This is a genomic window from Xanthomonas sp. NCPPB 3200 (assembly GCF_056393585.1).
Genome location: NZ_CM150785.1, coordinates 4,832,810 through 4,856,691 on the forward strand (window position 1 = coordinate 4,832,810; position 23,882 = coordinate 4,856,691).

Below are 23,882 nucleotides of genomic sequence, written 5' to 3' on the forward strand. Positions count from 1 at the left end.
GAAGGGCAAAGCAGATCAGCGCTTGCGCTGATGCATCGCCGCTTCGTCGTCCAGCCAGTTGCTGCCCTTGTTGGTCAGGAAGAACATGTAGACCACCAACGACACCGCGATCACTGCCGTGGCGTAGATCACGAACTCACTGACATGGCCGGTCTTCAACGAGGCCTGGTACAGCAGCGGCGCGGTGCCGCCAAAGGCGGAGTTCGCCAGCGCATAGCCCAGGCCCACGCCCAGCGCACGCACATGGGTGGGGAACAGTTCCGCCTTCACCACCGCATTGATCGAGGTGTAGCCGGTCAGGATCACAAAGCCCACGGTGAGGATGGCGAACGCGGTCAGCCAGTCGGTCTGCTTGGGCAGCTCCATCACCAGGAACCAGGTGTAGAGCACCCCGCCGATGCCGAAGAACACCAGCAGGCTCTTGCGCCCGACGATGTCCGACAACCAGCCGCCAACCGGCTGCATCAGCATCAGCACCGTCAGCGCGACCAGGTTGATGATGGTACCGGCCATCACGTCGCCACCGGCGAACGCGGTCTGGATCATCTTCGGCCCGGTGACCGAATAGGTGTAGAACGCGATCGTGCCGCCGGCGGTGATCAGGAAGCACAGCAGCAGCGGGCGCCACTGGTTGACGAACAGCTCGCGCATCGAGCCCGACGCCTTGGCCTTGCCGGTGCGCGAATCGGCGATGGATTCGGAGCTCAGCGACTCGTCCATAGTCTGGCGCAGCCAGAACACCACCAACGCACCGATGCCGCCCAGGCCGAACGCCACGCGCCAGCCCCACTCGGACACCTGCGGCGCATCGAAGAAATGCAGCATCACCAGCAAGGTGGTCTGCGCCAGCACGTGCCCGCCGACCAGCGTGACGTAATGGAACGAGGACAGGAACCCGCGCCGGCCGGGAATCGCCGCCTCGGACATGTAGGTGGCGCTGGTGCCGTACTCGCCGCCGGTGGCAAAGCCCTGCAGCAGGCGCGCCAGCAGCAGGATGATCGGCGCGGCGATGCCGATCGTGGCCACCGTCGGCGTCACCGCGATGACGAACGAGCACAGCGCCATCATCGACACCGAGATGGTCAACGCCAGCCGGCGGCCGTAGCGGTCGGCGAAGCGGCCGAAGTACCACGCACCGATCGGGCGCATCAAAAAGGTCATCGCAAAGATCGCCCACACGAACATCGTGGCGTTCTTGTCTTCCTTGGAGAAGAACTGCGATTCGAAGTAGGTGGCAAACACCGAGTAGACGTAGACGTCGTACCACTCGACCAGATTGCCGGCCGATCCCTTGAGCGTGTTGGACACCGAACGGCGAAGGCTACCGGGGGCTGCGCCAGAACCGGCGGCGATCGGAGACGTTGGGGGTGCGCTCATGCAGTCAGAACCTTGTGGGTGGGACACCCCGGAAGTATAGGTGCGTGCTTGTGTGACGCATGTAAGCATTTCGGCGCATATACAGGCCTGGCAACGGCCGGCAGCGGCGCGCGCTTCAGCCCGCTTCCGACGGTCATCGGTGTGTCGCTTGCGGCTGCGGGCAACCGCGCACCTGCTGGTTTCTGCCAGTGACGCCCGGCACTCGTTACCGCAGCACCTGCCTGAGCGTCTCGATGAATGCACGCAGCCCGGGGGCAATCTGCCGATGCCCCGGGTCATACAGTCAGTCCCGGCACCACCGGACACCATCGCTCGCGCACGCGCGCTGGCCACCTGGATGCGTCAACATTGCCGGCATCACTGGCCGCAAGGACGCTTCGGGCGCCGCCGCATGAGCAAGCACCATACCGACATCAGCAAGTTCCTCAGTTTCGTGCTGCGCCACGAGCCGCAGGCGATCGGACTCACGCTCGACCCGGAGGGCTGGGCCGAGCTGGACGCGTTGATTGCCGGCGCCCGGGCCCACGGCACCGCGCTCGATCTGGAGCTGATCCAGGCGGTGGTCGCCGGCAGCGACAAGAAACGCTTTGCGCTGTCTGCCGATGGGCAGCGGATCCGCGCAGTGCAGGGGCATTCCACCCCAACCGTGGCCTTGCAGCTCGAAGCCAGGGTGCCGCCCGAGGTGCTGTATCACGGCACCGCCACGCGTTTTCTCGAAGCGATCATGGCCGAGGGCTTGCGCCCCGGCCAGCGCCACCATGTGCATCTGTCCGACAACCCGCAGACCGCCGCATCGGTGGGGCAGCGCTACGGCGAGCCGGTGGTGTTGCAGGTCGACGCCGGGCGCATGCACCGCGATGGCCTGCGGTTCTTCCAGGCCGACAACGGCGTCTGGCTCACCGCGCAGGTTCCGGCAGCGTTCCTGACCTGCCCGCGCTGAGCTGAGGCACAGCAGGCCTGCCACCGGCATCGGTGCGCGGTGCCGGCCAGCACCTGGGCCGGCATGGACACGCGCAGACGCCGGACGCATCCCCCTTCACGGCCCCCATGCCGCCCGCCTTGCCAGAATGCCGGCCGCTTGGGGCTGTCGATGGCAGGGGAACCGGAGTTGGATGCATGACATGGATCATCGTGGCCACGGTCGTCACCACGCTGGTGGTGGGGCTGCTGCTGCTCAACTTCGCCACGCCCGAGAAAAAGCTCGAGCACATCCCCAGCCATTGCTACGACGTCGCCGACCCGCAGTTCAAACGCGAGATGTCGGTGTTGCTGGGTCCGGCGATCCTGCCCGGCAACAAGATCCAGGTGCTGCACAACGGCAGCGAGATCTTTCCGGCGATGCTGGCCGCCATCCGCAGCGCGCAACGCACCATCACCTTCGAAACCTATATCTACTGGTCTGGCGAGATCGGCCGCGAGTTCAGCCAGGCGCTGTCCGAGCGCGCGCGTGCCGGGGTCAAGGTGCGCGTCACCATCGACTGGGGCGGCAGCCTGAAGATGGATGCCTCGCTGGTGCAGGACATGACCGACGCCGGGGTGGAGGTGCATCGCTACCGCCCGCTGACCTGGTACAACCTGCACCGCGTCAATAACCGCACCCATCGCAAGCTGCTGGTGATCGATGGCCGCATCGGCTTCACCGGCGGCGTTGGCGTGGCCGACCAGTGGATGGGCGATGCGCAGGACCCGGAGCACTGGCGCGACTCGCATTACCGCATCGAAGGCCCGGTGGTGGCGCAGGTGCAGGCCGCCTTCAACGACAACTGGATCAAGAGCACCGGCCGCGTGCTCAACGGCGCCGAGTACTACCCCGAGCTGGCACCGGCCGGCGACAGCGACGCGCAGCTGTTCGTGGCCTCGCCGGCCGGCGGCAGCGAGAGCATGCACCTGATGTATCTCATCGCCATCGCCGCGGCGCGCAGCTCCATCGACCTGGCCGCCGCCTACTTCGTGCCGGATGCACTGATCACCCGCTCGCTGCTGGAAGCGCGTGCGCGCGGCGTGCGCATCCGCGTGCTGCTGCCGGGCAAGCATATCGATGCGGTCTCGGTGCGGCTGGCCTCCAAGGCCAGCTGGGAGCCGCTGCTGCAGGCCGGCATCGCCATCCACGAATTCCTGCCCACCATGCTGCACACCAAGCTGCTGATCATCGACGGCCTGCTGGTCTCGGTGGGCTCGACCAACTTCGACATCCGCTCGTTCCGCCTCAACGACGAGGCCAGCCTGAATGTCTACGACCGTGACCTGGCCGCGCAGATGACCGAGGTGTTCGAGCGCGACCTGCAACGGGCCGAGCTGTACACGCTGGAGCGCTGGCGCACGCGGCCGCTGCGGCAGAAGCTGGGCGAGAAGCTGGTGGTCCCGTTCCGCTCGCAGGTGTAGGCAACGGCCTTCCCCCACCTGGCAGTGAGCGCACCCGCGCTCAGCGCTGCACAGCCTGCAGCCGCAGCTGGCGCAGCCGCCACCACAGCCCGCCAACGTGCACCAGCGAGTACAGCACCAGCGCTGCGGCAATGCCCAGCGTCAATGGGCTGGCCTGCGAGCCGGCCGCCGCCGCGCCCGCGCTGAAGGCGCCATCGGCCCAGCGCCAGGCCAGGCGCCCGAGCAGCACCAGCGTCAGGCCGCCGCCGATCCACGGATTGGGCGTATACCAGCCGCGCCCTTCCACCCATTCGGCATGGGTGTAGCGCAGCGACAGCGCGCCCAGCCCGATGCCGACCAGCGTTCCGGCGGCGATCCCCAGCCGAACCTGCGGCAAGCCATACACCGCAAACGCCAACGCTGCCGCCGCAATGACCAGCACCACGGTACGCACCGCCGTGCTCACCGGCTTCCACGGCTGGCGGCCGAAGCTGCGCCGGATGCGCCGGTAGTAGAGCAAGGCGATGGCCGCCATCGACAGATACGGCGTCAGCGGTGCGATGGCAGCAGCGGGCATGGCGATTCCTTTGCGGGGTGAGGTGACCGACGCAGAATGAAACCGCCCCCCGCAGCGAACAAGGTGCCAAGTGTCACTTTCTGCGCACACAGGCGGATTGCCCGGATGGCCGCCGCCGCGCGCGGCAATCGCGGCAGGCGACCGACCTTCGCGCAGGACCGGCCTGCCGGCCACCACCGATGAACGCCCCAGCCGCGCGCCAGCCATTGCCACACGCGAAGCGGAGCCGCACGGGTAGACTTGCCGGCAGAGTTCCCCCACCGCAGTGCCATGTCCGCCATCAAGCAAGAAGCCCGCACGCTGATCGACACGCTGCCCGAGACGGCAGGATGGGACGACGTGGTTCGCGTCGTGGACACCGCCAGCTTCGAGGCCGCCGTGCTGGACGGCATGGCCGCAGCGGATCAGGGCGCCTTTGCCGCGCCGGCACAGGTGAGCGCACTGTTCGCCAGATGGGGCGTTGATGTTGCGGCGTGACTGGACCGTCCCGGCCGCCAGGCAACTCGCACACGCCCAGGATCACTACCACGCGCTCAACCCGACCGCCGCCGCCGCGATGGCGCGGCGGGTGCTGGAAGCCACCCGCACCCTGGCCGAGCAACCCGGCCGCGGCCGCGCCGGCCGGGTCGCCGGCACCCGCGAATGGGTGGTCAAGCAAACGCCCTACGTGCTGGTCTACCGCGTGCGCGACGACGCGCTGCAGCTGCTGCACGTCCGCCTGGAGACGCAGGACTGGCTGCCGCGCACCGAGCCGCTGATCGAACGCATCGAGCCCTGGATCGCCGCGCTGATCAGCGCCCTGCTGCATGTGCTGATGCTGCTGATCCTGCTGTCGGCCTCCACGCCCACCATGACCCCGCCACAGGGCTCGGCCAGCGGCGGCCGCACCAAGGTGGATTTTGTCGGCGACACCTCCACGCCCGAGCAACCCACGCCCTCGCCGACACCGACTCCGCCGTCGCAAACGCCCGCGCCCGTGCAACCGCCGCCGGCCGCTTCGCCGGTGCAGTCCACCCTGGTCAAGACCGCCAAGAACCCGATCCCGCCGGCAGGCAACACCCGCCGCGGCGGCCTGGTCGAGCAGCGCCAGACGCAACCGGTGCAGCGCCCCACCCCGCCACAACCGCCGGCAGAGCCCTCGTCGCCGCCGCAGCGCCGCCCCGAAACCTGGACCGGCCGCCCACCCGGCATGCTCGAAGAACAAGCCGATGCCGCCGAAGACGGCATGTCCAACACACCCACCATCAGCGAAGGCCGCCGCCGCGACCGCAACAACGCCCAACCCAGCATGGATGTGGGCGGCTACCAGGTCTATTACGAAGTGCGTAGCGAAACCCAGCTGCGCAACTGGCGCGACCAGGGCATGAAGGAAGTGGCCATCATCCTGCCCGGCACCCAGTACCGCATGGTCTGCCCGCTGGAAGTCGCGCTCAAGCGCGGCTCCAGCAAATGCCGCCTGCTGCCGCCGGACTCGCCGGAGCTCAAAGACATCGGCGATGCCCGCGAGGTCATCAACATGATGGAGGTCTACAAGCAAGGCGAGCCGGTATGGCGCGGGCCCGGGCCGTATCGGTGAGTGGTGGGGCCAGGTTGGCCCCGGTTTCACTTCTTGCTGGTGCGGGGATGACTGCTTCGATACCGGGTGACGTTGTTTGAGTGCCTGCACTTTCCTGAAGTGCAAGCATCCTGATTCCTGCGCGAGGGCGACATGCCTTCATTCACCGTCCGCAATATCCCCGACGACGTGCATCGCGCGATCCGCGCGAGGGCTGCACTGCACGGCCGCAGCACCGAGGCGAACGAGCCGAAGCTGCCTTCGGCGCGTTCGTCGATTACCCGGCGGTTGCAGACATCAGCGCCCCTGGTCTTTGCCTAGCTTGGTACCCAGTGCTCCCTTGAACGGCGCCGGATTGCTGGTCACCAGGCAGTTGTAGGTCTTGTCGCTGTTGAGAACCAGCACGGACGACTGCGGCCCCTTGAAGTCCAGCCCGACCGAGAACAGCACATAGGTGTTGGGCAGCGCGCTCGGCCGAAATGCACCGAAGGCATACTCCCCGGACAAGCCCAACGGTGACAGCGGTATCGTCACCGTCATCGGCTGCGTGCCCCCAGGCGATGGCAGCGACGAGGACGCAGACATCATCTTGGACTGCACGTCGATGGAGTACTTGGTGGTGACCGCCGAGCCCAGGTACTTGGAACCCGGGGCGGAAACCTGCTTGCGACAGGCCGCGATGTCTTCGGGCTTCTGATCCTGCTGGCCCGTCTGCAGCGTGGCAAAGACATAGCTCAGCGTGACCGTGTCCGTCCCGGTGACCGGTGCGGCAACGGCAGCGTCCATGCACAACGCGGCCACGACGAGTGAGAGGCCACAGGCCGCAAGCGCACCGCGATAGCTGGTTTTACGTTTCATTTCGATCGTTCCCTGGTGTGTGATGCAAGGTGTCGGCAGCGGCTGCCGCTTGCGCCTTGAATGGACATTCGCAACGGCACCTGTGCATAACGCCAAGCGGCAGATGATCGATTGCGTACGATGACGACATGCGTCTGTGCGGAAGCACCACACCTACGCCACCCAGCTGGCCACGCCGCTGGTGGGTTCATCGTTGAAGACCAAGGCCTCGCAAACCCGGCAAATCGTCTCAACGACGTCGTTGCGTGATGCAGTTTGGAATTCGGAAGCGAACACCGCGCTCCGTTGCTCGCAACGGACATCCGTCAAGATGGAACGGTTACCTGGAATGATTCGGACATCTGATCCATGTTCTCAGCTGCATCAGGAGATCGCCTTGCCACACGTCACGCCAAGCCGTTGGGCTGCAACCTTCGCACTCATAGGAATCGCAGTGCTCTCACTTTCGTCCTGCACCAATGCAGAGACGGCACGCACCGCTTCGAAGCAGGATGACATCCTGAAATCAGAAGCCAAACCCATGCTCGACGAAATTTATGCGTCCCAAAAACCCCTTCGACTCCAACAGATCGACGTGAGCAGCATCGTCAGCAAATACATACCGCTGGCTACAGCAAAAGCAAGGGTGCTGGAGATGTTCGGCAGTTCTCCAACGTCAAAGGTTGTTGAAGAAACCGCAGGCAAGCTGGTCGTCAGGGACAACAAGGGGCAGGCGATACTGAACCCCGATGCACGCTCCATCGTGATGACTTTTTCTCTGGATTCCAGCGGCAAAGTGACACACGTCGATGCTGTCTACATCAAAAATCAGTAAGCCAACCAAGCACGGCATGGACAAGAGCTGACGTAAGACCCGATGGCGACCGTCTTCAACGCAACGCTTCGACCGCTTTCAACGCGTCCGTCAATGGACCAAACACAATAGATTGGATGTCTGTCAGACATTTGCCGAATTGAAACTGACGCTGGCTTTCGTTTTTGGTTACTTGGGGCTGGCCCAGCTTTACGCTACCGCTCGCGATGCCGGCCGGAGTCGGTGTCGCGTCCGGTTGATGATGTGAGCGCTGGAGCGGGCAGATCGGATACGGTGACCAGACCTCGCGTTGGTGGCGCACGGCCGGCCGGGAACTGGCTACAGTCTGCACAGGGCCGTGTGCGCCCGCTCCATCCACCTGCGTTCCCAAGGATCTGCATGTCTCTGCATCGTCTTGCCCCCCGCCTGGGTCTGGCCGTTGGCCTGTTGTGCGCCTGCTGCGCGCACGCCGCCGCACCGGCAGCGGCCCATCGCCTGCTGCGCGTCACGCTGGACGGGGCGAGCGACCAGCCCGTGTCCGGGCGCCTGCTGGTCTTCGCCACCCTGGCCAAGGACGCCCAGGCCGCGGCCAAGGATGGCAAGGACGGCAAAGCCGGCAAGGTGGAGGAGGTGAGCGTGAACCCGTTCCGCCCAACCGCGGTGGCGGTGGCGGCGCAGGAGGTGACCGCGCTCGCCCCCGGTGCCAGCGTCCAGATCGACCTGGACAACATCGCCTTCCCCAGCGGCTTTTCTGCGCTGCCGGCCGGCGAGTACCTGTTCCAGGCCGTGCTGGATCCGGACCACAGTTACAGCTATGCCGGCCGCGATGGCGGCGACCTGTTGAGCGAGGTCACCGCGGTGACGCAGGGCAAGGGCAAGCCGTTGCCCACGCTGACGCTCAGCAAGCAGGTGCCCGCGTCGGACGACCCGTGGCAGGTGTCGCCGCGGGCGCCGCAGGCGATCCGCGACGCCATCCCGGAGGCCAGGCTGCACAGCGCGGACGCCTCGCTGGTCAGCCCGTCGCTGAGCGCGTTCTGGGGCCGGCCGGTGTCGCTGCGCGCCCGCGTGCTCACCCCACCCGGCTACGACGCCAAGGCCTCCACCCGCTACCCCACCGTGTATGTCACCCACGGCTTCGGCGGCAACTACAACCGCTTTGCCGGCAGCATCGCCGCCACCTGGAGCGCGATGGCGGCCAAGCAGATGCCGCCGATGATCTGGGTGTTCCTGGACCAGTCCACGCCCACCGGCACCCACGAGTTCGCCGATTCGGTCAACAACGGCCCCTGGGGCACCGCGCTGACCGAAGAGCTGATCCCCGCGCTCGAACGGCAGTACAAGATGGACGGCAACGCCAAGGGCCGGTTCCTCAACGGGCATTCGTCCGGCGGCTGGGCCACGCTGTGGCTGCAGACGCGCTACCCCAAGCTGTTCGGCGGTACCTGGTCCACCTCGCCCGATTCGAGCGACTTCCACGACTTCACCGGGCCGGATCTGTACGCGCCCAATGCCAACGTCTACCGGCGCCCGGACGGCAGCCAGTTCCCGCTGATCCGCGACCAGGGCAAGGTGGTGGCCGACCTGGAAACCTTCGCCAAGCTCGAACGCGTGTTAGGCCCCTACGGCGGGCAGATGGCCTCGTTCGACTGGGTGTTCTCGCCGCGCGGGCCCGACGGCCGCCCGGTGCCGATGTTCGACCGCGACACCGGCAAGGTGGACCCTGCCGTGGTGGCCTACTGGCGCACGCACTACGACATCGCCGCGCGCGTGGCCGCGCAGTGGCCCACGCTCAAGCCGGATCTGGACGGCAAGATCCACCTGATCGTCGGCACCGCCGACACGTTCTACCTGGATGGGGCGGCGCGCAAGTTCCAGGCGGTGCTGGACGGCCTGGGCGCCAGGAGCGACTTCCGCTACCTGGAAGGCCGCACCCACTTCGACCTGTACAAGGAGGGCGAGGACAGCAACGCCTTGATGAAGAAGATTGCATGGGAGATGTACGCCGTGGCGCGGCCCAAGCAGTAGCGCGCCGATGCACGGCCGGCGCTGCCGATCGGCGTGCCGGCCACCGGCACGCCAGGGCGCGGCGTCACCGGCCCCGCTGCTCAGGCCGAGCGCTTGGGCAATTCCCACTCCAGCTGCTGCCTGAGCACCAGCAGCAGCACTTTCAGGCTGCCGCTGCGAACCAGGGCGGCCGGCGTCTGCCCGTCCAGCGCGTTCATGGGCTTGCGGAACCAGCCGATCAGCGCCTCGTTGTTGCCGCCATTCAAGGCCCAGGCGTGGCAGACGATCTCGCCCAGGTTCTCGATGCCGGTGCTGCCCAGCAGCTTGAGGTGCTCCGGCGTGAAGGCGAACAGCGACAGCACCAGCTCGGCATCGGCGGCCTTGCCGTGGTCGACCGCCATCTGCTGGCTGTGCGCGGTGTTGTAGGCCGCCCCGTGCGCGCGGAAGTCTTCGGCACGCCGCATGCCGGTGAGCAGTGATGCAATGAGGTCGGCGCGTTCCATAAAGCAGTCCAACGGTGTGATAGCGCGCACGCTATCCGCGTCGCCGCCGCCGCTCAATCAGGAGTCTCCTGACAGCGGCGATGGGCGTCAGCGGCCGTTGCATTACGCGCCGGCCGGCCCGTGCGGGGTTGGCGGGCCGGCGGTGGCTTCGGTGGCCGATTCCCGCTTGCGCGCCCGCCTGGAAGCGGCGCCAACCATTGGCAGCGCTTAACGCGGGGATTGCTAGCATCCGGGCGCGTCACTGGCAGCAGCCCGCCTGCAGGGCTGCCGTATTGGAGTGTCATCTCATGAGGAGTTGTCAGATGCCCTGGAAATCCGCCCTCGCCGTGCTTGCCCTGTCCACCGCCGCGCTGCCGGCGCTGGCCCAGTCCGACCGCCAGGTGGTCGAGGACATGCTCACCCGCTCGGCCAATGTCTGCCCCGGCCACAGCACCGACCGCACCGCGCCCACCGTCAAGGCCGTGCCCGTGGGCGCGCTGCGGGTGATGCTGGAACGCGGCCTGGTCATGTGCCCGGACCGCCGCCTGGATGCCGCTGCACCGGCGGTGTTCTACGGCCGCCTGGGCGTGTTCGCCTGGAACCCGGAAGTGCCCGCCGGCAAGACGGTGATCGTCAAGCAGATCGATACCATGACCCGCAACGAGGAATACCCCGCCGAGACGCTGGTGTGGGACGCCAAGGGCACCGCGCTCAAGCAGCAGACCGTGCCGATGTTCGAGCCCAAGCCGGGTGCGGCGGTTTTGTACAAGGTGCGTTGAGGCTGACGCGATTGCACGCGGCGCCCGGTCAGACCCTGGCGCCGCGCTGCCCGCTCGCTTCGGCCGCATCGGCCGGGCCATCGCCACCGAGCCGCTGCTCGTAGATCTCGTCGACCACGCCGCGTACCGCGCGGGCGGCATTGAAGATGCTCTCGCCCAGAACCGACAGACTGCTGGCATCCAGCGGCTTGCCGCTGCACACCGCCACCATGTCGCTCTGCGCAGTGATCGTGCGCAGCAGCGTATGGAACTGGTCGATCTGCTGCAGGGTGACGCCGAAGGTGAAGGACTCTGCGTGCGTCTGCACCGTGGCCATATTGCGGGTTTTCAAAGTCGTCATGGCATCCATCCTCGACATGAGCGGACGAGATATCCGCCACTCGAATTTATCCCTTTTTCAGATATTTGAAAAGGGGATATAGCTTCAGTGCGGCCTTTCAACGTTGCCGCCATGCCAATCAAGTCGATCCACAAAGACCATTACGACGTCCTGCTGCAGCAATTGCGCGAACTTCGCCTCTCCGCCGGACTGACGCAGGCGGCCCTGAGCACTGCGCTGGAGCGCCCGCAGTCATATGTAAGTGACGTTGAGCGTGGCAGTCGCCGGATGGATCTTCTCCAGTTGCGGGACTTCTGCAATGCCTGCGGAACTTCACTGACCAAGTTCGTTACCGAGTTTGAGAAGGAACTGAAGTAGTCCACGGGGCAATGCGTGGTGCTTCGTTCCTAATTGTTCGGTCCGACTGGCGCTGTAAAACTCCGCGGCTCGCCGGTGATCGGGTCATCGAATGCCAACGTGTGCGCGAACAACTGCAGTGGCCGCTCCGGATCATCGGGCCGCTGATCTTCCAGCTCTGGATAGAAGCGGTCATGCAGGATCGGCGCGCCCAGCGCGGCCATATGCACGCGCAACTGGTGCTTACGACCGGTGACCGGTTCCAGCCGGTACGTCCACGTGTCTACGCCGCGCGCGACCACATCGATCACCGTCTCGCTGTTCGGCTCACCCACGCCCTCGCGCATACGGAAGAACGGCTCGCCCGGCTCCAGCCGGCTGCGATGCACATACGGAAACCTCAGCCCCGGCAGCGGCGGTGCGACTGCCAAGTAATGCTTGCGAATGCGTCGCTCGCGAAACAGCGCCTGGTAGATCCCGCGTGTGGCCGGGTTGGCCGAGAACAACACCAGTCCCGCAGTGTCGCGATCAATGCGGTGCAGCGGCACCAACGCGGGGTTATCGAAACGCCGCGCCAAGCGGGTCAACAACGTCTGCTGCACGTAGGCACCGGCTGGCACCACGGGCAGGAAATGCGGCTTGCAGGCCACGACAATATGCGTGTCGGCATGCAACACCGTTTCCGTTGCCGTGATGATCGGCTCATCCGCGACTTCGCGGAAGTAATAGATCTCCGCACCAAGCCGATACGGCGCAGCGATATCCAATGGCTGCTGCTGCGCATCCAGTACGCGCCCACGCGCGAAGCGATCATGCCACGTGTCAGCACCAACCACCGGAAAGCACGCACACAGCGCCTCCCACACCGTGTGCCACGGGCCGGACGGAAGCTGGAACTGGCTGGCAGGGGTGCCATCGAGGGTCGGGCGAGGAGCAGACATGGCGACAGCAAAAGCGTACTCAAGCAGACTGGCTTTGATCGTACCTTGTCGCGTCAATTCTCTGCGCAGTGATGTAGCGGCTCTCAATACGAGGAAGAGAATTTTGAGCGCTGCGCATTGCATGCATTACTGGAGAGCGCACACAGCGACCACTACCGCAGCCCGCTTCATCGCGTTGATTGGCATGCGGTTACGCTCAACAACGCGCAAGCGAACTCAAGCTTTAGCGTAAAGAACACACCTGTTTGCCTGCGCACGCGTCGTGCCGAGTGTTGACGAGGCATTGATCGCAACGGCGCGCGTGGTCTGCTGACAAAACCCGTTTCAACGGCTATGTTCAAGCCGGGAACGGGGGTTCTGGCATGGGACGCAGAAAGAAACAGGGTGGATTCGATGCATTGGCCGCATTGCCGTGGCCGGTTGGCTTCGTTATGGGAATCGCTGCGTATCTGGTGGTGCGCTACGGCATCGGCTGGTGGTTCTCTCACCAGGGCGGAATGTTGTCGCAAGGCTTCGCCCAGCAATCGAGTGGAATGTTCGCGCCATTGGCGTGGACGCTGCTCGGCGTCTGCTGGCTTGCTGCGCTGTTCTCCTATATGGGCACACGCAACCGGCGGCGCTTTCTAGAAACACGCACAAGCCTGGAGAGCCTGGCCGCCGGCGGCTGGCGCCAGTTCGAACTATTGGTGGGCGAAGCATTTCGCCGCCAGGGCTACAGCGTCGAAGAAACCGGCCTGGGTGGCGCAGACGGCGGCATCGACCTGATCCTGCGCAAGGAGGGCCGCCGCACGCTGGTGCAATGCAAACAGTGGAAGCGCCAGCAAGTCGGCGTCAACGTCGTGCGCGAAATGTACGGCCTGCTCGCCCATCACCAGGCCCATGCGGTGAAGATCGTCTGTATCGGCACCTACACGAAGGACGCAGAGCGCTTCGCACAAGGCAAGCCGATTGAGCTGATTGGGGGCGAACAGTTACTGGACATGATAGGAGCGGTGCAACAACAAGCCGCAGCGCAGCCGACGGTCACATCCGGGCGTATCGAGCCTGTCCTTGCTTCACCTGATTCCACTGCCTCCGCGACCGTTGCCATCCCAAGCTGCCCGCGCTGCGGCAGCGCGCTTGTGCAGAGAACAAATCGGCGCACCGGCGAGAACTTCCTAGGTTGTATCCAATTCCCGAAATGCAGAGGAACTTCGTAAGTGAACCTGCCCCCTCTATTTTCAGCGACTGTGCAGCAATTCTTAGTTATCCAAACAGGCAGCAAAATTTATGCTCACAAAAATTTCATGCAACGGCTTTAGATCTTTATCCAACTTCTCCATTGATATAAAGCCTGGAATAAACCTCCTGCTCGGACCAAACGGCTCAGGAAAAACCAATATAATTAGCTTACTGGACTTTATCGGCAAGTTGTCAGAACTGCCACTCACAGAAGCAGTCAGCGCTCTTGGGGGAGCGGGTGCCATCTTTCGCAAGATAGGAGACACGGGATATGAAGATAGGGTTCAGATATCCATACATGGCTATTCAAAAGCGTCTGCTCGATTATATTTTAAGTTCAAGTTCGATGTTGAAATTGAGTTGAGCAGCGACCGCGACAGCGTCGTTTATTCTAGACAACAACTAATTGCTGAGCGCTGCACAAAAGCCAAGCTTAAAGAATCAAAAATTATCCACGAAATCGATGTTTCAGCACTGCTCGGCACAGACGGAAAAGTAAGAATTAGCTGCGAGATTGACGAAAAGTTTGAAACGCAACTACCTAAAGCAGAGATAAATAAGGTCCTTGCCACCCTACATGATGCTGATCATTCTCTACTTCAACTGACTCCAAGAATTACAAGCCAATTGTGGAACATTCTTTTTGACATTGCTGGCGGCTTATCTCTCAATGTAATTCCATCTAAAGCGAAGCAGGCTGAAGATAGCACTGCACCTGCTAGAATTCAGCCTGACGGTTCAGGTCTATACTCGACGCTTCGTGCTGCGTTTAAGGCAGAGCAATTACCCCAACCCCGTAGGTTAAATTTTCGCTTTTCGAGATATCGCTATTTTGAAAGTGATTTTCCTAAAAATTCTTTCTCAAAAATATTGGATGCCACAAAGTTTGCGAACTCGTCTATAAGCGATATTAGAATTCAAAACGACCCTTTCGACAATAAATTGAAGGGGTCGATTGTCATGACCGACGAGACCAAATCAGAACTCCCGATTTCCGCCATGTCTGACGGCACTGTCAAATGGCTTGTTTTAGCCACTGCGATATATACTAAATCCAAACTAATATCTATTGAAGAACCTGAAAATTACCTGCACCCGCTAGTACAGATGGAAATAATCAGGATATTTAGGGAGGAATGTGGCCCAGATAATTTCGTTTTTATCTCCACGCACAGTGAGACCCTTCTTAATTCGGCTAAACCAGATGAAGTCGTCGTAGTTGAGTTTCGTGGCGGCAGGACTACAGCCAAACGGGTGACAAATTCTAAACAATTGCTTCGAGAGATTAGAAAGACTGGCTTTGGATTGGGATTTTATTATGTAAGCGGCGCTCTTGAAGACAATTCGGATGAAGTACCTTAAAGGAATTTAGCAAGATGACTAAACCTGCTTTTTTAGTTGACGGACAAACCGAAAAACTTGCCATTCAACTGATCTGTCCCGGGCGCCCAATAAGAATTCTTGGTTTAAATGGTAATACCGTTTCTGCGGCTGCAATAGCAAAAAGGGCCAAAACTCATATTGATCTCCTCAAGGGGAAATGCTTTCCCTTTGTATTGATCGCAGATCTTGAGGATCGAAAGCTTAGTCATGACAAATTCGCAACGGAAATCGCAAATGAACTTGTAAAGTTAAAGGTTAGCGAGCCTGTAGTAATCGGCATTCCAGATAGGATGATTGAAAACTGGATATACTGCGATCCCGCTTGCGTTGGTCAGACTGCAAGGTGCTGTGACGGTGAGAATGGAGCAAATCTCATGAAAAAATCGTTAGGCGTTTATCATAAGACCACTACAGGCTCAACGTTACTAGCTCAATCCAAAGCCTCAGAGTTGAGAAAAAGCCCGTCTTTTTCAGTTTTTGCTGATAAATTAGCGCTATTGGGCTGCCAATGGCTTAATAGATAGAGCAAAAAAGGGGATAAAGTGGAAAGAACGGGCCTAAGGCAATTAGGGCCTGTTATCACTAATGGCCAAGCGATTAAACTATCGGAATGGAGATCACACCACAGCAATTTCCCTAATCGAACACTGCCTGCCGGCACAGCACGGCTGTGTCAGCATGACCAACCTGCAAGTGGTCAACGCCGTCCTTTACGTTGCCGAGCATGGCTGAAAATGGCGCAGCCTACCCAAGGGCTTTGGCAACTGGCACACGGTGTACACACGCATGAACCATTTGGCCAAGGCGGGTGTGTTGGACCGGATGTTCGCCCAATTGTGTAAAACGGAGGTCAGGTTAACTTCGGGGTACTTGCTCTGGTATGAAGCTTCATCCAACACTGCAATGACGACGAGGCTACCTCAGCTGACCCACAGTACAAGCCCATTAGTGATCTTCCATCTATTTCCTGCACGGCTCAGAAGATATAGCGTGCCCGTGCCGCATAGCCCATCGCATCGTTGTTCGGCATACACCAAAGCATGGGATCCTCCATCGATGAGGACTGGCACACTTAGTTGTAAGTACCCTGCCGTCCCTGGGAACGCCTTGTAGAAAGCCGCCCAGTTAACGCCTACCAGCAGGGCGTCGACGGTGGCGGTTGGCGCTCCTCGCACGTAGTCGCTGTCAGGTAGCCTTACCGTCACTTGGCTAGCATTCGCTAGGATCAGGGCTTCTCGCGCCTGCTTCGATACAAATGCATCGATAGCAGAACCTGAGAGCATCTCTTGGTCCAGACTTGAAGCGCACATCTGCTTCGCTCTGGCGCCTGTACACGTCTGCGTGGATCTATCGAGCAGTACTATCGATTTACGTTTTGTAGCCGCATGGGCGTCTCCATCCTTCGGCAGGAACGGTAAGCCGGGATATGGCTGATCTGCGATCGCTGTCCAGATAAGGATCAGGTCCTGCGGCGATGGAGCTGCAGCCTGCTGCCGTGGCGCAGGCTGCTCGGTCACTCCCACGAGATTCGAAGTCACCGGCTTTGTCGCCAATAACACTAGCGCCGCGAGTAGCATCAAGAGCAAGCTGATGCGTGCAATGCGATACCAGTTCACGCGTTATATGCCCTTGCTGCAATGCTCAGCATCCGGGTAGTTCCAGAGGGCGACACTTTTTCGCGCACCACGGATGTGACCTAAGGGCGCGCATACGTGCCCGACACGACGCCCAACGCCTTGTTGTGGAAAAGCCCATGATTCACATGCTCGCCGTGAAAAGATGTTTCCTCGAGCTTCCCGACATATGCTTCATAGCTGTCGCAGATGCCAGTAAACAATAGAAGCTCCAGGGTATCGCCACGGCGAATATAGGCAGGATTGTCGGTTCCCCTCGCGGAGTCCTTCAACACCTTGGCAACCTTCCAGTCTCCAGAGAGACAGGTGTCGGCTGGGAGGTCTGTTAAGCCGACTTCAAGGGTCCGCACTTTCCGACCATCCACCGACTCCGTGAACGTCATGACGCCGTGCTTGGAAGAGACGAAATGGGCGCAGCTTGCCGTCAAGGCAGCTAGCACGGGGAGAAAAATTAACTTACGCACACCAGATGACACTGTTTTACATTCGCCGCGATGCGGCCCTCGGTGGATTAACTGCCTGCGCACGAATTCGGACGTAGAAAGTAGCGGGTCGATGGTAGAACGTAACGGCATTGCACCGCCATACGCATGCGCAGGTAAGTTATCGGATACCCCCCCCCACGGATCCTATTGATCGTGCGCCGGATCGTCACGGAACAGAGGTCTAATTGAGTTTTGCGATGCGTGAACCTCGCCCACATTCGAGCACCGTTGCACCGGCACCCTTGACCTCCCGTACATCCCCAACCCGCCATCCTCGCTCCAGACTCAACTGGAGGACACACGATGATGAAGTGGATGGGCACCGCGCTGGCCGCGGCACTGCTGGTGAGCGGTTGCGCCAAGGAGGAGGGCGAGAAGTTCGTCGGCCACTGGGTCAACGTGCAGACGCAGGAAGAGACGATGGACATCGAGCGCAATGGCGAGACCTTCATGGTCCGCAGCACCACGCCGAAGTTCTTCAGCCGCAAGCCCAAGACCGAGAGCTATCCGGGTGTCTACAAGGACGGGGCGCTGCAGGTCACCAACGATGGCGAGACGGTGAACTTCGCCATCGACGCGGCCAACGGCCACCTCAACACCGGTGGCGAGCAGTACCAGCGCGTGCCGGCCAAGTAAGCCCACCGCTGTCGCCAGCGCCCGCGTGTGGACCTTGCCGGTCGCACGCGGGCGCTTGCGTTTGTGGCCTAGCCGGCTACGCCGAAGGGCTACTAGTGCATGCTGCCTCGCGCAGACGCCGGGCCGGACGCGCCGCCCGTCGCCCGGCCTTGCGCTGCCGCTGCCATTCCACCCCACGCAAGCCTTACAGTGCGCAGGCACGCCAGGGTCATGGCGCTGCCCGACCGATCAATCCAGCAACTACGAGGGTGTCATGAGCAAGGGGATGGACCAGAAGAAGAGCCAGAAGAAAGAGCCGACCAAGACGCTGAAGGAAAAGCGCGCGGCCAAGCAGGAAAAGAAGGGCAAGTAAGCCGCCCGGCCTGCCGGACGGCAGACGAGGTCAGGCGCAGGCCTGGCCTCGCCGTGTGACGCCGTGCCAACCTCAATGCCCCCCAGGCGTAATGGGTGCTCAGGGTTATCACGGATGAAGCGATCGACCTCCGACAGCTTGGCTGGGAGAGCAACGCACGGGTGGCTGCGGTAACTGAAGAACCGAAAGCCAGCACGATACAACCGCTCGACCTTGCGCCATTGCGCCTGGTTGCGGGCCGGGGGTGCCTTGAACGAACGCCCCATCACGCACAGCGCGTTACCGCAGCCAGGACAGGGGGCCACCTGCTCGCGCGGAGCGATCTTGAAACTTCTGCGGCAACCGAAGCAGGCGTGCGCTAGCCGATAGGCGGCGCCGGTGACGGGCGCCTTGGCCACACGCGGCTGACGAGCACCGACCGCATAACGCAATGCGGTGCGATGGGCTTTGTCGGCGGAACTCATTGACGTGCCTCCGGGCCGACCATGGCTGGCTGACGCTGCACGACATACCAAGTACTGCCAGCGTATGACGCGGTGCCGGCCCGATGCGTGGCGGGCAGGATCGCTGCGACCTTGTCAGGCAGAGCCAGTTGCCAATCCAGGTTGGGAAAGGCGGCCGGGAAGCTCGTGCCGTTCGGATTGGCAGAGTGCGCGTAGATGCCCGTATCCATCGTGTCCTCACTGAGGGTCTGCCCACAGTTGCACCGCTGCCCCACGTTGCGCCAGATGTGCTTCCAGGTAGCACAACACATGCACTGCCACCGCGTTGACCGTCTGCCGATGCTCAACACAGCAGTGGCCGCGGCCATTCCAGTCCACATGCGTATGCCACAGGTCGAACCAGCTTTCCGGATCCAACCGGTCAACCGCTGCACGCGCCTTGGCTTCTGCCCGCGCCCAATAGCGCTCCATCCGTTTGCGGCGACGTCGGTCCATCGGTGCGGTCCTGTTTCGGGAGCGCAGTTTCCGTCAAAACACTGCACGGCGTCACCCGAGCTGGGGTCCCAAAGCTCTGCAATCGGTCAACCAGCCCAGATGCGCTAATGTGGGTTTGTATGGATTTAGGAGCGCGTCATGAGCCGTTTGACCATTGATCTAAGCGATCAGCAGCATCAGAGCCTGAAGGCGCTGGCGGCTCTGCAGGGCAAGACCATCAAGCAATACGCGCTTGAACGCCTGTTCCCTGGCGACCTAAACGCCGATCAGGCATGGCAGGAGTTGAATACCCTCCTTGGGGGACGTGTCGAGGAAGGCCTTGCCGGCAACGTGTCTACCAGGAGCATCAGCACCATCCTGTATGAAGAATTGGCCGAGGGCCGTCGCGGTTGATGCACGGCTAAGTCCTCACCGACGCAGCCGAAGCCGAAGCCGATCTGCGCGGGATCATCCGCTACACCTCGGCACGCTGGGGCCAGGCGCAGGTTCGCCGATACATCGCAGACCTATCGAGGCGTGATCTCGATGATGTTGGATGTAGCAGTCTTCAGCGACGTCATATCGGCTGAGGTGGTTTTACTCTTTGATTCCTGCTGCTCCCGATAACGTATAAGTGGGTGTACCCCGACCGAGTAATTGCGCCCAGGCATGATCTGGTAACTCAATGACAGATTGATCGTCCTGACGATTGACTGCCCCGGCTTCAGGACAAGAGATGGCGTGGAACCTCGGACGTTGTGCACATAGATGCCGCGATAGTCGACGGGGCTGCCGTCCTCTTGCAGGACCTTGAACAGATTGGTCTGCAACACCCCGCCTTTGTCTACGTCTGGAACATACGAGGCAGGTAGCTCGATGGGCTGGTCACCTGCGTTGGCCATCGTGACTGAGACGGATGCTCCAGCTGTCGCTGTATGCGCTGCCTGTCTGTTTTGGAGTCTGATCTCCAGCCTCCCAGCCACAGTCGCGCTGGAGCAGGCTGACAGCGCGAGAATCCCAAGAACCCATATCGCCTTCATCATTCACCTCTTACGCGCAAGCGCTTCTTTGTCGTCAGTTCTCATGCCATCTCTCCGGCTTGGGGTACGAGCCCTGGACGGGCGGAACCACCGTGGCGGGCGACTCCTGGGCAGACGCTAGTCGCGATTCATCCTCGGAGCGATCTTTCAATCCAACGTGCACTATCGCGCGCGGTTGGGGACCTGACGCTTTGGCGCTTCCCACATCACCGTCTAGCGCAAGTCCTCGTCGGCACCGTCCACCCGGTCTCCTGCATCAAGCTGCTGCAACACGCGATCGAAATCGCTCACGAACAGCTGGTCCTGCACGATGCGGTACTTTTCGAACTCGCTTTCCGCATGCGCTTTGGCGATCTCGGCGGTGACGCGCCCTGCGTCCTGCAACACCTGCCGGTCGGTTGCTTCGATGAAACGATTCAGACGTGTTTCCCAATCCTGCATGGTCATCGGAATCTGCCGCAGTGCCATGTCCTCGGCCAGGTCCAGATAGGCCGATACGAGGCGTTGCAACTGCGCCATCTCGCCGGTGGTCAGGTAGTTCTTGGCAACCGCCACGTCGAACTTCTGGATCTTCCCGCGCGGTGCATCGGCCCAGGTGGTCAGGCCCATGTGCTGCTTGCCGGCATCGGCTCGGTGGTAGACGACTTCTGCTGCGGTTTGCCCGTGGATGGCCCAGTGCAGCTTGTTCTGCACTGTGGCGAAGAACCGCTGAGTTGCCTGCGCGGTGGCATCGTAGTCCAGGGCGGTGGCGTAGATGTCGGTGATCTTCTGGTAGAACTTGCGCTCGGAGAGACGGATCTCGCGGATGCGCTGCAACTGCTCTTCGAAGTAGCGCTTGCCGAGCACCGTGCCGTCATTCTTCAGGCGCTCATCGTCCATCGCGAAGCCCTTGATCGTGAAGGACTCGATGATGGTGGTGGCCCACTTGCGGAACTGCACCGCGCGCTCGGAATTGACCTTGTAGCCCACGGCAATGATGGCCGCGAGGTTGTAGTGCTTGGTGTCGTAGCTCTTGCTGTCGGCGGCAGTTATTCGAAAATTTCGAATAACTGCATCTGGCTGTAACTCGTTGTCAGCGAACACCTTTTTCAGGTGGTAGTTGATGGTGTGGGTTTCGACATCGTAGAGCTGGGCCAGCATCTTCTGCGTCAGCCAGACGTTTTCGTCGGCATACGCCGCCTGCACGCCGCCCCCGCCTGCGGCGGCCACGAAGGTCAGGTATTCGGCCGCCGACGAGCGGACGAGCGAAATTTCATGCTTTTTCGCCATTGATGCCTCCCATGCTGGCGATACCGCACAACCAGTTTTTCTTCGTCCATGATGCTATCCGGGCATGCCCGGTGATGGTGATAGGCGAACGTGCCGTTCTGCCGTAAGTGATGTTGCCATTGCGCCGGCTCGCGTCCATCAGAACAACGAACCCTGCACGGGCAACGCAGTAGCTGGTTCTGTTGCTGGCTTGGCGGGTGCCGCCTGCTGCTGCGCACCCAACCGCCACGCGAGACCCGAGATGCGCGCGGCGTGCCGGGCCAGTGCGCTGCGGATGACCGCTTCGCTGCCGGCCAGGTGCAGGGCGCGGCGGGCGCGGGTGATGCCGGTGTAGAGCAGTTCGCGGCTGAGCACGCGGGCGTCGCGGGTGGGCAGTTGCAGCCAGACGGTGTCGAATTCGCTGCCCTGGGCCTTGTGCACGGTCATGGCGAAGGCGCTTTCGTGCGCGGGCAATGCGGCGGGGTGGAAGCCGCGCACCTGGCCGTCGCCGTCGCCTTCGAACCAAGCGACCAACGGGCCTTGGGCACGGCTGTCGGTGCCGCCGGACTGGCCTGGCCCTGAAGAGGCGCCTTCGTCGCTGCGCCCCGAAGAGGGACTCGCTTCGCTTCGCAGGCAGATGCCGACGTCGCCGTTGAACAGGCCGTGGCGGTAGCTGTTTTCGGTGATCAGCAGCAGGCGGCCCTGGAACCAGGGCGAGGCGGCGCCGAGGCGGCGCGCGCCGGAGCCGGTTTCGGCCAGCAGTTGTTCGATACGGGCGTTGAGGCCGCGCGCGCCCTGCGGGCCGGCGCGCACGGCGGTGAGCAGGCGCAGGCGCGCGGCATCGCGCAGAGCGGCGGCCGGGTCTTGCGCGTCGGCCAGCGCGCGCCAGTGCGCGAGCAGTGCGTCGCGGCCCAGGGTGAGCGGGTCTTCGCCGTCTTCGTGGAAGTGCACGCCGGCCAGCTCGCCGCTGCGCAGCAGGGCCAGGGCGGTGTCGGCGTCGCCGGCGCGCACGGCGTCGGCCAACGGGGCCAGTGCAAAGTCGTGCGCCTGCCGGTAGCCGCGCAGCAGGTGCACGCGGTGGCCGGCCAGGCCGCCGTCGTGGCTGGCGGCGGGCGTGGTGTCGCCGGGCGCGTTGCCGAGCAGCGCTTGCAGCGCCTGTGCGTCCTGCGGCTGCAGGGCATCGCCGGGGCCGGCGGCCTGCAGGATGGCGGCGAGCACGTCGCCGGCTTCCACCGAGGGCAGCTGGTCGGCGTCGCCGAGCAGGATCAGCTGGGTGCCATCGGCCACGGCTTCGACCAGCTTGCACATCAACGGCAGGTCGACCATGGAGGCTTCGTCGACGACGATCAGGTCCAACGGCAGCGGGTTGTCGGCGTGATGGCGGAAGTGCGGGGAATCCGGGATGACACCGAGCAGGCGATGCAGGGTGCTGGCGCCGCTGGGCAGGGCATCGGCCAGGGCCGGGTCGATGCCGCCAGCGATGGCGCGCGTGACCGCAAGGCGCAGGCTTTCGGCCATGCGCTCGGCGGCGCGGCCGGTGGGCGCAGCCAGGGCGATGCGCGGGGCCGGGGTGTTGGAGGCGTGTGCCTGGGCGATGCGCAGCAGCAGCAGGCGGGCGATGGTGGTGGTCTTGCCGGTGCCGGGGCCGCCGGTGACCAGCAGCAGGGTGCGGCGCAGCGCCAGCGCGGCGGCCTGGGCCTGGCGGTCTGGGTGGTGGGATGGCTCGGGCGGGGCCGTACCTTCCTGGTCGACGGATGGCTCGGGCAGGCCCGTGCCCTCACCCGCCTCTCCCGGGGGGAGAGGGGAAGCCTGGGGGAATAGCTGCGCGAACAGCGGTGCCAGCGTGGCGGCGTCGAAGGGCGGCGGCGACTGGGCGGCGATGCGTTGCAGGCCCAGCGCCAGGCGGCACTCGTACTCGCGGTAGCGGCGCAGGTAGAGCAGGCCGCGTTCCAGCACCAGCGGGCAGTCGGCGGCGGCGGGGTCTTGCGGATTCGGTTGGTCGACCCAGCGCGAGGCGGCCAGGGTGCGTTGCCAATCGGTGGGGTCCGGGAGTGCGGGCGCTGGGCCCTCGCGCGTGTCCAGCAGCATGCCGGCGCGGCTGGGGTCCAGCCCTGCGTGGCCGCTGGTGACGGCCAGCGAGGCGAGTGCGGCGCCGGCCAACACCTGGGGGTCGGTGTCCGGGGCCAGGCGTTGCAGGCTTTGGGCGAAGGCCAGATCCAGCGGGCGCAGCGCGTCGGCCTTGATCAGGGCGTTGAAGAGGGTTGGGTGGTTCATGCGGTGGACGCCTCCCGGGCGCAGGCGCCCTCACCCCAACCTCCGCTGCGCACCCCGGCCCGCGCGGCGTGGCGCAGACACTGCCAGGCACGCGCGCCAGTGCGCGCAAGCGGTGTCTGCCCGCCCCGAGGGGAGCGGGGCGTGCGCACAGCGCTGATCGGGCGTGCGGTCTGTTGGGTCATGGCTTGGATGCTTCGGCGGCGGACGGTACCTCACCCCACCCCCCGCTCCGCGCCCCAGCCCGCGCCAGCGGCGCGGGCGCTCCAAGGCACGCGCGCCGGTGGCGCGC

At 63.1% G+C, this 23,882-nt stretch carries 27 protein-coding genes and 2 pseudogenes; 15 read left to right on the forward strand and 14 right to left on the reverse strand.

Going from position 1 to position 23,882, the window contains the following annotated elements; translation table 11 throughout:
• Positions 1 to 15 precede the first annotated feature (15 nt).
• The gene (locus AC06DU_RS20835) at positions 16 to 1,377 is read right to left on the reverse strand and encodes an MFS transporter (RefSeq protein WP_024939637.1); all 1,362 of its coding nucleotides are present in this window, start codon (positions 1,375 to 1,377) and stop codon (positions 16 to 18) included.
• Positions 1,378 to 1,582: 205 nt separating this feature from the next.
• Positions 1,583 to 1,697, reverse strand: a pseudogene (locus AC06DU_RS20840) (LysR family transcriptional regulator); the annotation flags it as partial.
• A 71-nt stretch (positions 1,698 to 1,768) separates the two neighbouring features.
• Between AC06DU_RS20840 and AC06DU_RS20845 the strand changes: the two are divergent.
• Positions 1,769 to 2,317: an RNA 2'-phosphotransferase gene (locus tag AC06DU_RS20845; RefSeq protein ID WP_434983131.1), complete on the forward strand. Its 549-nt coding sequence runs from the start codon at positions 1,769 to 1,771 to the stop codon at positions 2,315 to 2,317.
• Between the two features lie 176 nt (positions 2,318 to 2,493).
• The gene (locus AC06DU_RS20850) at positions 2,494 to 3,759 is read left to right on the forward strand and encodes a phospholipase D-like domain-containing protein (RefSeq protein ID WP_054591711.1); all 1,266 of its coding nucleotides are present in this window, start codon (positions 2,494 to 2,496) and stop codon (positions 3,757 to 3,759) included.
• A 40-nt stretch (positions 3,760 to 3,799) separates the two neighbouring features.
• Here AC06DU_RS20850 and AC06DU_RS20855 read toward each other — a convergent pair whose 3' ends face one another.
• A complete protein-coding gene (locus AC06DU_RS20855) occupies positions 3,800 to 4,315 on the reverse strand; it encodes a CcdC protein domain-containing protein (RefSeq protein WP_434983132.1) in 516 nt (171 codons plus the stop codon).
• Positions 4,316 to 4,585: 270 nt separating this feature from the next.
• Between AC06DU_RS20855 and AC06DU_RS20860 the strand changes: the two genes are divergently transcribed.
• The 3 genes from AC06DU_RS20860 to AC06DU_RS20870 all read left to right on the forward strand — a co-directional run bounded on the left by AC06DU_RS20860 (position 4,586) and on the right by AC06DU_RS20870 (position 6,191).
• On the forward strand, positions 4,586 to 4,792 hold the full coding sequence (locus tag AC06DU_RS20860) for a hypothetical protein (protein ID WP_024939633.1): 207 nt from the start codon (positions 4,586 to 4,588) through the stop codon (positions 4,790 to 4,792).
• The gene (locus tag AC06DU_RS20865; protein WP_434983133.1) at positions 4,779 to 5,891 is read left to right on the forward strand and encodes a type II toxin-antitoxin system RelE/ParE family toxin; all 1,113 of its coding nucleotides are present in this window, start codon (positions 4,779 to 4,781) and stop codon (positions 5,889 to 5,891) included. Before AC06DU_RS20860 ends, AC06DU_RS20865 begins: the two co-directional genes overlap by 14 nt.
• 132 nt (positions 5,892 to 6,023) lie before the next feature.
• On the forward strand, positions 6,024 to 6,191 hold the full coding sequence (locus AC06DU_RS20870) for a FitA-like ribbon-helix-helix domain-containing protein (RefSeq protein WP_434983134.1): 168 nt from the start codon (positions 6,024 to 6,026) through the stop codon (positions 6,189 to 6,191).
• Here the strand turns inward: AC06DU_RS20870 and AC06DU_RS20875 are convergent.
• On the reverse strand, positions 6,168 to 6,728 hold the full coding sequence (locus AC06DU_RS20875) for a hypothetical protein (RefSeq protein WP_184551203.1): 561 nt from the start codon (positions 6,726 to 6,728) through the stop codon (positions 6,168 to 6,170). The two genes, AC06DU_RS20870 and AC06DU_RS20875, sit on opposite strands and share 24 nt — an antisense overlap.
• A gap of 136 nt (positions 6,729 to 6,864) precedes the next feature.
• On the opposite strand from AC06DU_RS20875, the gene AC06DU_RS20880 reads away from it, so the two are divergent.
• Together AC06DU_RS20880 and AC06DU_RS20885 are read left to right on the forward strand one after the other, a co-directional pair.
• Entirely contained in the window at positions 6,865 to 7,542 is a 678-nt protein-coding gene (locus AC06DU_RS20880; RefSeq protein WP_434983135.1) for a DUF6393 family protein, read from the forward strand.
• 378 nt (positions 7,543 to 7,920) lie between these two features.
• Positions 7,921 to 9,546: an alpha/beta hydrolase gene (locus AC06DU_RS20885; RefSeq protein ID WP_478203126.1), complete on the forward strand. Its 1,626-nt coding sequence runs from the start codon at positions 7,921 to 7,923 to the stop codon at positions 9,544 to 9,546.
• Between the two features lie 80 nt (positions 9,547 to 9,626).
• On the opposite strand, the gene AC06DU_RS20890 is transcribed toward AC06DU_RS20885, so the two are convergent.
• Complete coding sequence (locus tag AC06DU_RS20890) at positions 9,627 to 10,028, reverse strand: antitoxin Xre/MbcA/ParS toxin-binding domain-containing protein (RefSeq protein WP_065033331.1); 402 nt, start codon at positions 10,026 to 10,028, stop codon at positions 9,627 to 9,629.
• Positions 10,029 to 10,330: 302 nt separating this feature from the next.
• On the opposite strand from AC06DU_RS20890, the gene AC06DU_RS20895 reads away from it, so the two are divergent.
• Positions 10,331 to 10,786 carry a hypothetical protein gene (locus AC06DU_RS20895; protein WP_024939627.1) on the forward strand — a complete coding sequence of 152 codons (456 nt, stop codon included), beginning with the start codon at positions 10,331 to 10,333 and terminating at the stop codon, positions 10,784 to 10,786.
• Positions 10,787 to 10,814: 28 nt separating this feature from the next.
• Here AC06DU_RS20895 and AC06DU_RS20900 read toward each other — a convergent pair whose 3' ends face one another.
• Entirely contained in the window at positions 10,815 to 11,126 is a 312-nt protein-coding gene (locus AC06DU_RS20900; RefSeq protein ID WP_478203127.1) for a hypothetical protein, read from the reverse strand.
• A 111-nt stretch (positions 11,127 to 11,237) separates the two neighbouring features.
• On the opposite strand from AC06DU_RS20900, the gene AC06DU_RS20905 reads away from it, so the two are divergent.
• Positions 11,238 to 11,483 (forward strand): helix-turn-helix domain-containing protein, encoded by a 246-nt coding sequence (locus tag AC06DU_RS20905; RefSeq protein ID WP_039513682.1) that lies wholly within the window; start codon positions 11,238 to 11,240, stop codon positions 11,481 to 11,483.
• Positions 11,484 to 11,512: 29 nt separating this feature from the next.
• Here AC06DU_RS20905 and AC06DU_RS20910 read toward each other — a convergent pair whose 3' ends face one another.
• Positions 11,513 to 12,403 (reverse strand): RluA family pseudouridine synthase, encoded by an 891-nt coding sequence (locus AC06DU_RS20910; protein WP_478204470.1) that lies wholly within the window; start codon positions 12,401 to 12,403, stop codon positions 11,513 to 11,515.
• A 362-nt stretch (positions 12,404 to 12,765) separates the two neighbouring features.
• Between AC06DU_RS20910 and AC06DU_RS20915 the strand changes: the two genes are divergently transcribed.
• From AC06DU_RS20915 to AC06DU_RS20930, 4 genes and pseudogenes are all read left to right on the forward strand, one after another.
• Entirely contained in the window at positions 12,766 to 13,602 is an 837-nt protein-coding gene (locus tag AC06DU_RS20915; protein WP_478203128.1) for a restriction endonuclease, read from the forward strand.
• A 70-nt stretch (positions 13,603 to 13,672) separates the two neighbouring features.
• Positions 13,673 to 14,986 carry an AAA family ATPase gene (locus AC06DU_RS20920; RefSeq protein WP_478203129.1) on the forward strand — a complete coding sequence of 438 codons (1,314 nt, stop codon included), beginning with the start codon at positions 13,673 to 13,675 and terminating at the stop codon, positions 14,984 to 14,986.
• A gap of 14 nt (positions 14,987 to 15,000) precedes the next feature.
• Positions 15,001 to 15,531: a hypothetical protein gene (locus AC06DU_RS20925; RefSeq protein WP_478203130.1), complete on the forward strand. Its 531-nt coding sequence runs from the start codon at positions 15,001 to 15,003 to the stop codon at positions 15,529 to 15,531.
• 86 nt (positions 15,532 to 15,617) lie between these two features.
• A pseudogene (locus AC06DU_RS20930) lies at positions 15,618 to 15,844 on the forward strand (transposase); the annotation flags it as partial.
• An 83-nt stretch (positions 15,845 to 15,927) separates the two neighbouring features.
• Here AC06DU_RS20930 and AC06DU_RS20935 read toward each other — a convergent pair.
• Together AC06DU_RS20935 and AC06DU_RS20940 are read right to left on the reverse strand one after the other, a co-directional pair.
• The gene (locus tag AC06DU_RS20935) at positions 15,928 to 16,623 is read right to left on the reverse strand and encodes a hypothetical protein (protein ID WP_478204482.1); all 696 of its coding nucleotides are present in this window, start codon (positions 16,621 to 16,623) and stop codon (positions 15,928 to 15,930) included.
• Positions 16,624 to 16,703: 80 nt separating this feature from the next.
• Positions 16,704 to 17,216, reverse strand: coding sequence for a hypothetical protein (locus AC06DU_RS20940; protein WP_478203131.1), 513 nt, complete (start codon positions 17,214 to 17,216; stop codon positions 16,704 to 16,706).
• Between the two features lie 213 nt (positions 17,217 to 17,429).
• On the opposite strand from AC06DU_RS20940, the gene AC06DU_RS20945 reads away from it, so the two are divergent.
• Positions 17,430 to 17,762, forward strand: a complete 333-nt coding sequence (locus AC06DU_RS20945; protein ID WP_047126551.1) for a lipoprotein — start codon at positions 17,430 to 17,432, stop codon at positions 17,760 to 17,762.
• An 812-nt stretch (positions 17,763 to 18,574) separates the two neighbouring features.
• On the opposite strand, the gene AC06DU_RS20950 is transcribed toward AC06DU_RS20945, so the two are convergent.
• On the reverse strand, positions 18,575 to 18,787 hold the full coding sequence (locus tag AC06DU_RS20950) for a hypothetical protein (protein ID WP_478203132.1): 213 nt from the start codon (positions 18,785 to 18,787) through the stop codon (positions 18,575 to 18,577).
• A 7-nt stretch (positions 18,788 to 18,794) separates the two neighbouring features.
• Positions 18,795 to 19,052 (reverse strand): hypothetical protein, encoded by a 258-nt coding sequence (locus AC06DU_RS20955; RefSeq protein WP_478203133.1) that lies wholly within the window; start codon positions 19,050 to 19,052, stop codon positions 18,795 to 18,797.
• A 138-nt stretch (positions 19,053 to 19,190) separates the two neighbouring features.
• Here AC06DU_RS20955 and AC06DU_RS20960 point away from each other — a divergent pair, with 138 nt between their 5' ends.
• On the forward strand, positions 19,191 to 19,445 hold the full coding sequence (locus AC06DU_RS20960) for an antitoxin (RefSeq protein ID WP_039518228.1): 255 nt from the start codon (positions 19,191 to 19,193) through the stop codon (positions 19,443 to 19,445).
• Positions 19,446 to 19,558: 113 nt separating this feature from the next.
• Here the strand turns inward: AC06DU_RS20960 and AC06DU_RS20965 are convergent, their stop codons facing one another.
• From AC06DU_RS20965 to recD, 3 genes are all read right to left on the reverse strand, one after another.
• Positions 19,559 to 19,933: a hypothetical protein gene (locus tag AC06DU_RS20965; protein WP_225874229.1), complete on the reverse strand. Its 375-nt coding sequence runs from the start codon at positions 19,931 to 19,933 to the stop codon at positions 19,559 to 19,561.
• A 351-nt stretch (positions 19,934 to 20,284) separates the two neighbouring features.
• Positions 20,285 to 21,340, reverse strand: coding sequence for a virulence RhuM family protein (locus AC06DU_RS20970; protein WP_046345170.1), 1,056 nt, complete (start codon positions 21,338 to 21,340; stop codon positions 20,285 to 20,287).
• Between the two features lie 138 nt (positions 21,341 to 21,478).
• Positions 21,479 to 23,593 (reverse strand): exodeoxyribonuclease V subunit alpha, encoded by a 2,115-nt coding sequence (recD, locus tag AC06DU_RS20975; RefSeq protein ID WP_434983146.1) that lies wholly within the window; start codon positions 23,591 to 23,593, stop codon positions 21,479 to 21,481.
• Between the last annotated feature and the right edge of the window lie 289 nt (positions 23,594 to 23,882).

Excerpts from the sequence above, each read along its gene's own strand:
- AC06DU_RS20835 (WP_024939637.1), bottom strand. The coding sequence starts at position 1,377 with ATGAGCGCACCCCCAACGTCTCCGATCGCCGCCGGTTCTGGCGCAGCC.
- AC06DU_RS20845 (WP_434983131.1), top strand. The coding sequence starts at position 1,769 with ATGAGCAAGCACCATACCGACATCAGCAAGTTCCTCAGTTTCGTGCTG.
- AC06DU_RS20850 (WP_054591711.1), top strand. The coding sequence starts at position 2,494 with ATGACATGGATCATCGTGGCCACGGTCGTCACCACGCTGGTGGTGGGG.
- AC06DU_RS20855 (WP_434983132.1), bottom strand. The coding sequence starts at position 4,315 with ATGCCCGCTGCTGCCATCGCACCGCTGACGCCGTATCTGTCGATGGCG.
- AC06DU_RS20860 (WP_024939633.1), top strand. The coding sequence starts at position 4,586 with ATGTCCGCCATCAAGCAAGAAGCCCGCACGCTGATCGACACGCTGCCC.
- AC06DU_RS20865 (WP_434983133.1), top strand. The coding sequence starts at position 4,779 with ATGTTGCGGCGTGACTGGACCGTCCCGGCCGCCAGGCAACTCGCACAC.
- AC06DU_RS20870 (WP_434983134.1), top strand. The coding sequence starts at position 6,024 with ATGCCTTCATTCACCGTCCGCAATATCCCCGACGACGTGCATCGCGCG.
- AC06DU_RS20875 (WP_184551203.1), bottom strand. The coding sequence starts at position 6,728 with ATGAAACGTAAAACCAGCTATCGCGGTGCGCTTGCGGCCTGTGGCCTC.
- AC06DU_RS20885 (WP_478203126.1), top strand. The coding sequence starts at position 7,921 with ATGTCTCTGCATCGTCTTGCCCCCCGCCTGGGTCTGGCCGTTGGCCTG.
- AC06DU_RS20890 (WP_065033331.1), bottom strand. The coding sequence starts at position 10,028 with ATGGAACGCGCCGACCTCATTGCATCACTGCTCACCGGCATGCGGCGT.
- AC06DU_RS20895 (WP_024939627.1), top strand. The coding sequence starts at position 10,331 with ATGCCCTGGAAATCCGCCCTCGCCGTGCTTGCCCTGTCCACCGCCGCG.
- AC06DU_RS20900 (WP_478203127.1), bottom strand. The coding sequence starts at position 11,126 with ATGACGACTTTGAAAACCCGCAATATGGCCACGGTGCAGACGCACGCA.
- AC06DU_RS20905 (WP_039513682.1), top strand. The coding sequence starts at position 11,238 with ATGCCAATCAAGTCGATCCACAAAGACCATTACGACGTCCTGCTGCAG.
- AC06DU_RS20910 (WP_478204470.1), bottom strand. The coding sequence starts at position 12,403 with ATGTCTGCTCCTCGCCCGACCCTCGATGGCACCCCTGCCAGCCAGTTC.
- AC06DU_RS20915 (WP_478203128.1), top strand. The coding sequence starts at position 12,766 with ATGGGACGCAGAAAGAAACAGGGTGGATTCGATGCATTGGCCGCATTG.
- AC06DU_RS20920 (WP_478203129.1), top strand. The coding sequence starts at position 13,673 with ATGCTCACAAAAATTTCATGCAACGGCTTTAGATCTTTATCCAACTTC.
- AC06DU_RS20925 (WP_478203130.1), top strand. The coding sequence starts at position 15,001 with ATGACTAAACCTGCTTTTTTAGTTGACGGACAAACCGAAAAACTTGCC.
- AC06DU_RS20940 (WP_478203131.1), bottom strand. The coding sequence starts at position 17,216 with ATGCCGTTACGTTCTACCATCGACCCGCTACTTTCTACGTCCGAATTC.
- AC06DU_RS20945 (WP_047126551.1), top strand. The coding sequence starts at position 17,430 with ATGATGAAGTGGATGGGCACCGCGCTGGCCGCGGCACTGCTGGTGAGC.
- AC06DU_RS20950 (WP_478203132.1), bottom strand. The coding sequence starts at position 18,787 with ATGGATACGGGCATCTACGCGCACTCTGCCAATCCGAACGGCACGAGC.
- AC06DU_RS20955 (WP_478203133.1), bottom strand. The coding sequence starts at position 19,052 with ATGGACCGACGTCGCCGCAAACGGATGGAGCGCTATTGGGCGCGGGCA.
- AC06DU_RS20960 (WP_039518228.1), top strand. The coding sequence starts at position 19,191 with ATGAGCCGTTTGACCATTGATCTAAGCGATCAGCAGCATCAGAGCCTG.
- AC06DU_RS20965 (WP_225874229.1), bottom strand. The coding sequence starts at position 19,933 with ATGGCCAACGCAGGTGACCAGCCCATCGAGCTACCTGCCTCGTATGTT.
- AC06DU_RS20970 (WP_046345170.1), bottom strand. The coding sequence starts at position 21,340 with ATGGCGAAAAAGCATGAAATTTCGCTCGTCCGCTCGTCGGCGGCCGAA.
- recD (WP_434983146.1), bottom strand. The coding sequence starts at position 23,593 with ATGAACCACCCAACCCTCTTCAACGCCCTGATCAAGGCCGACGCGCTG.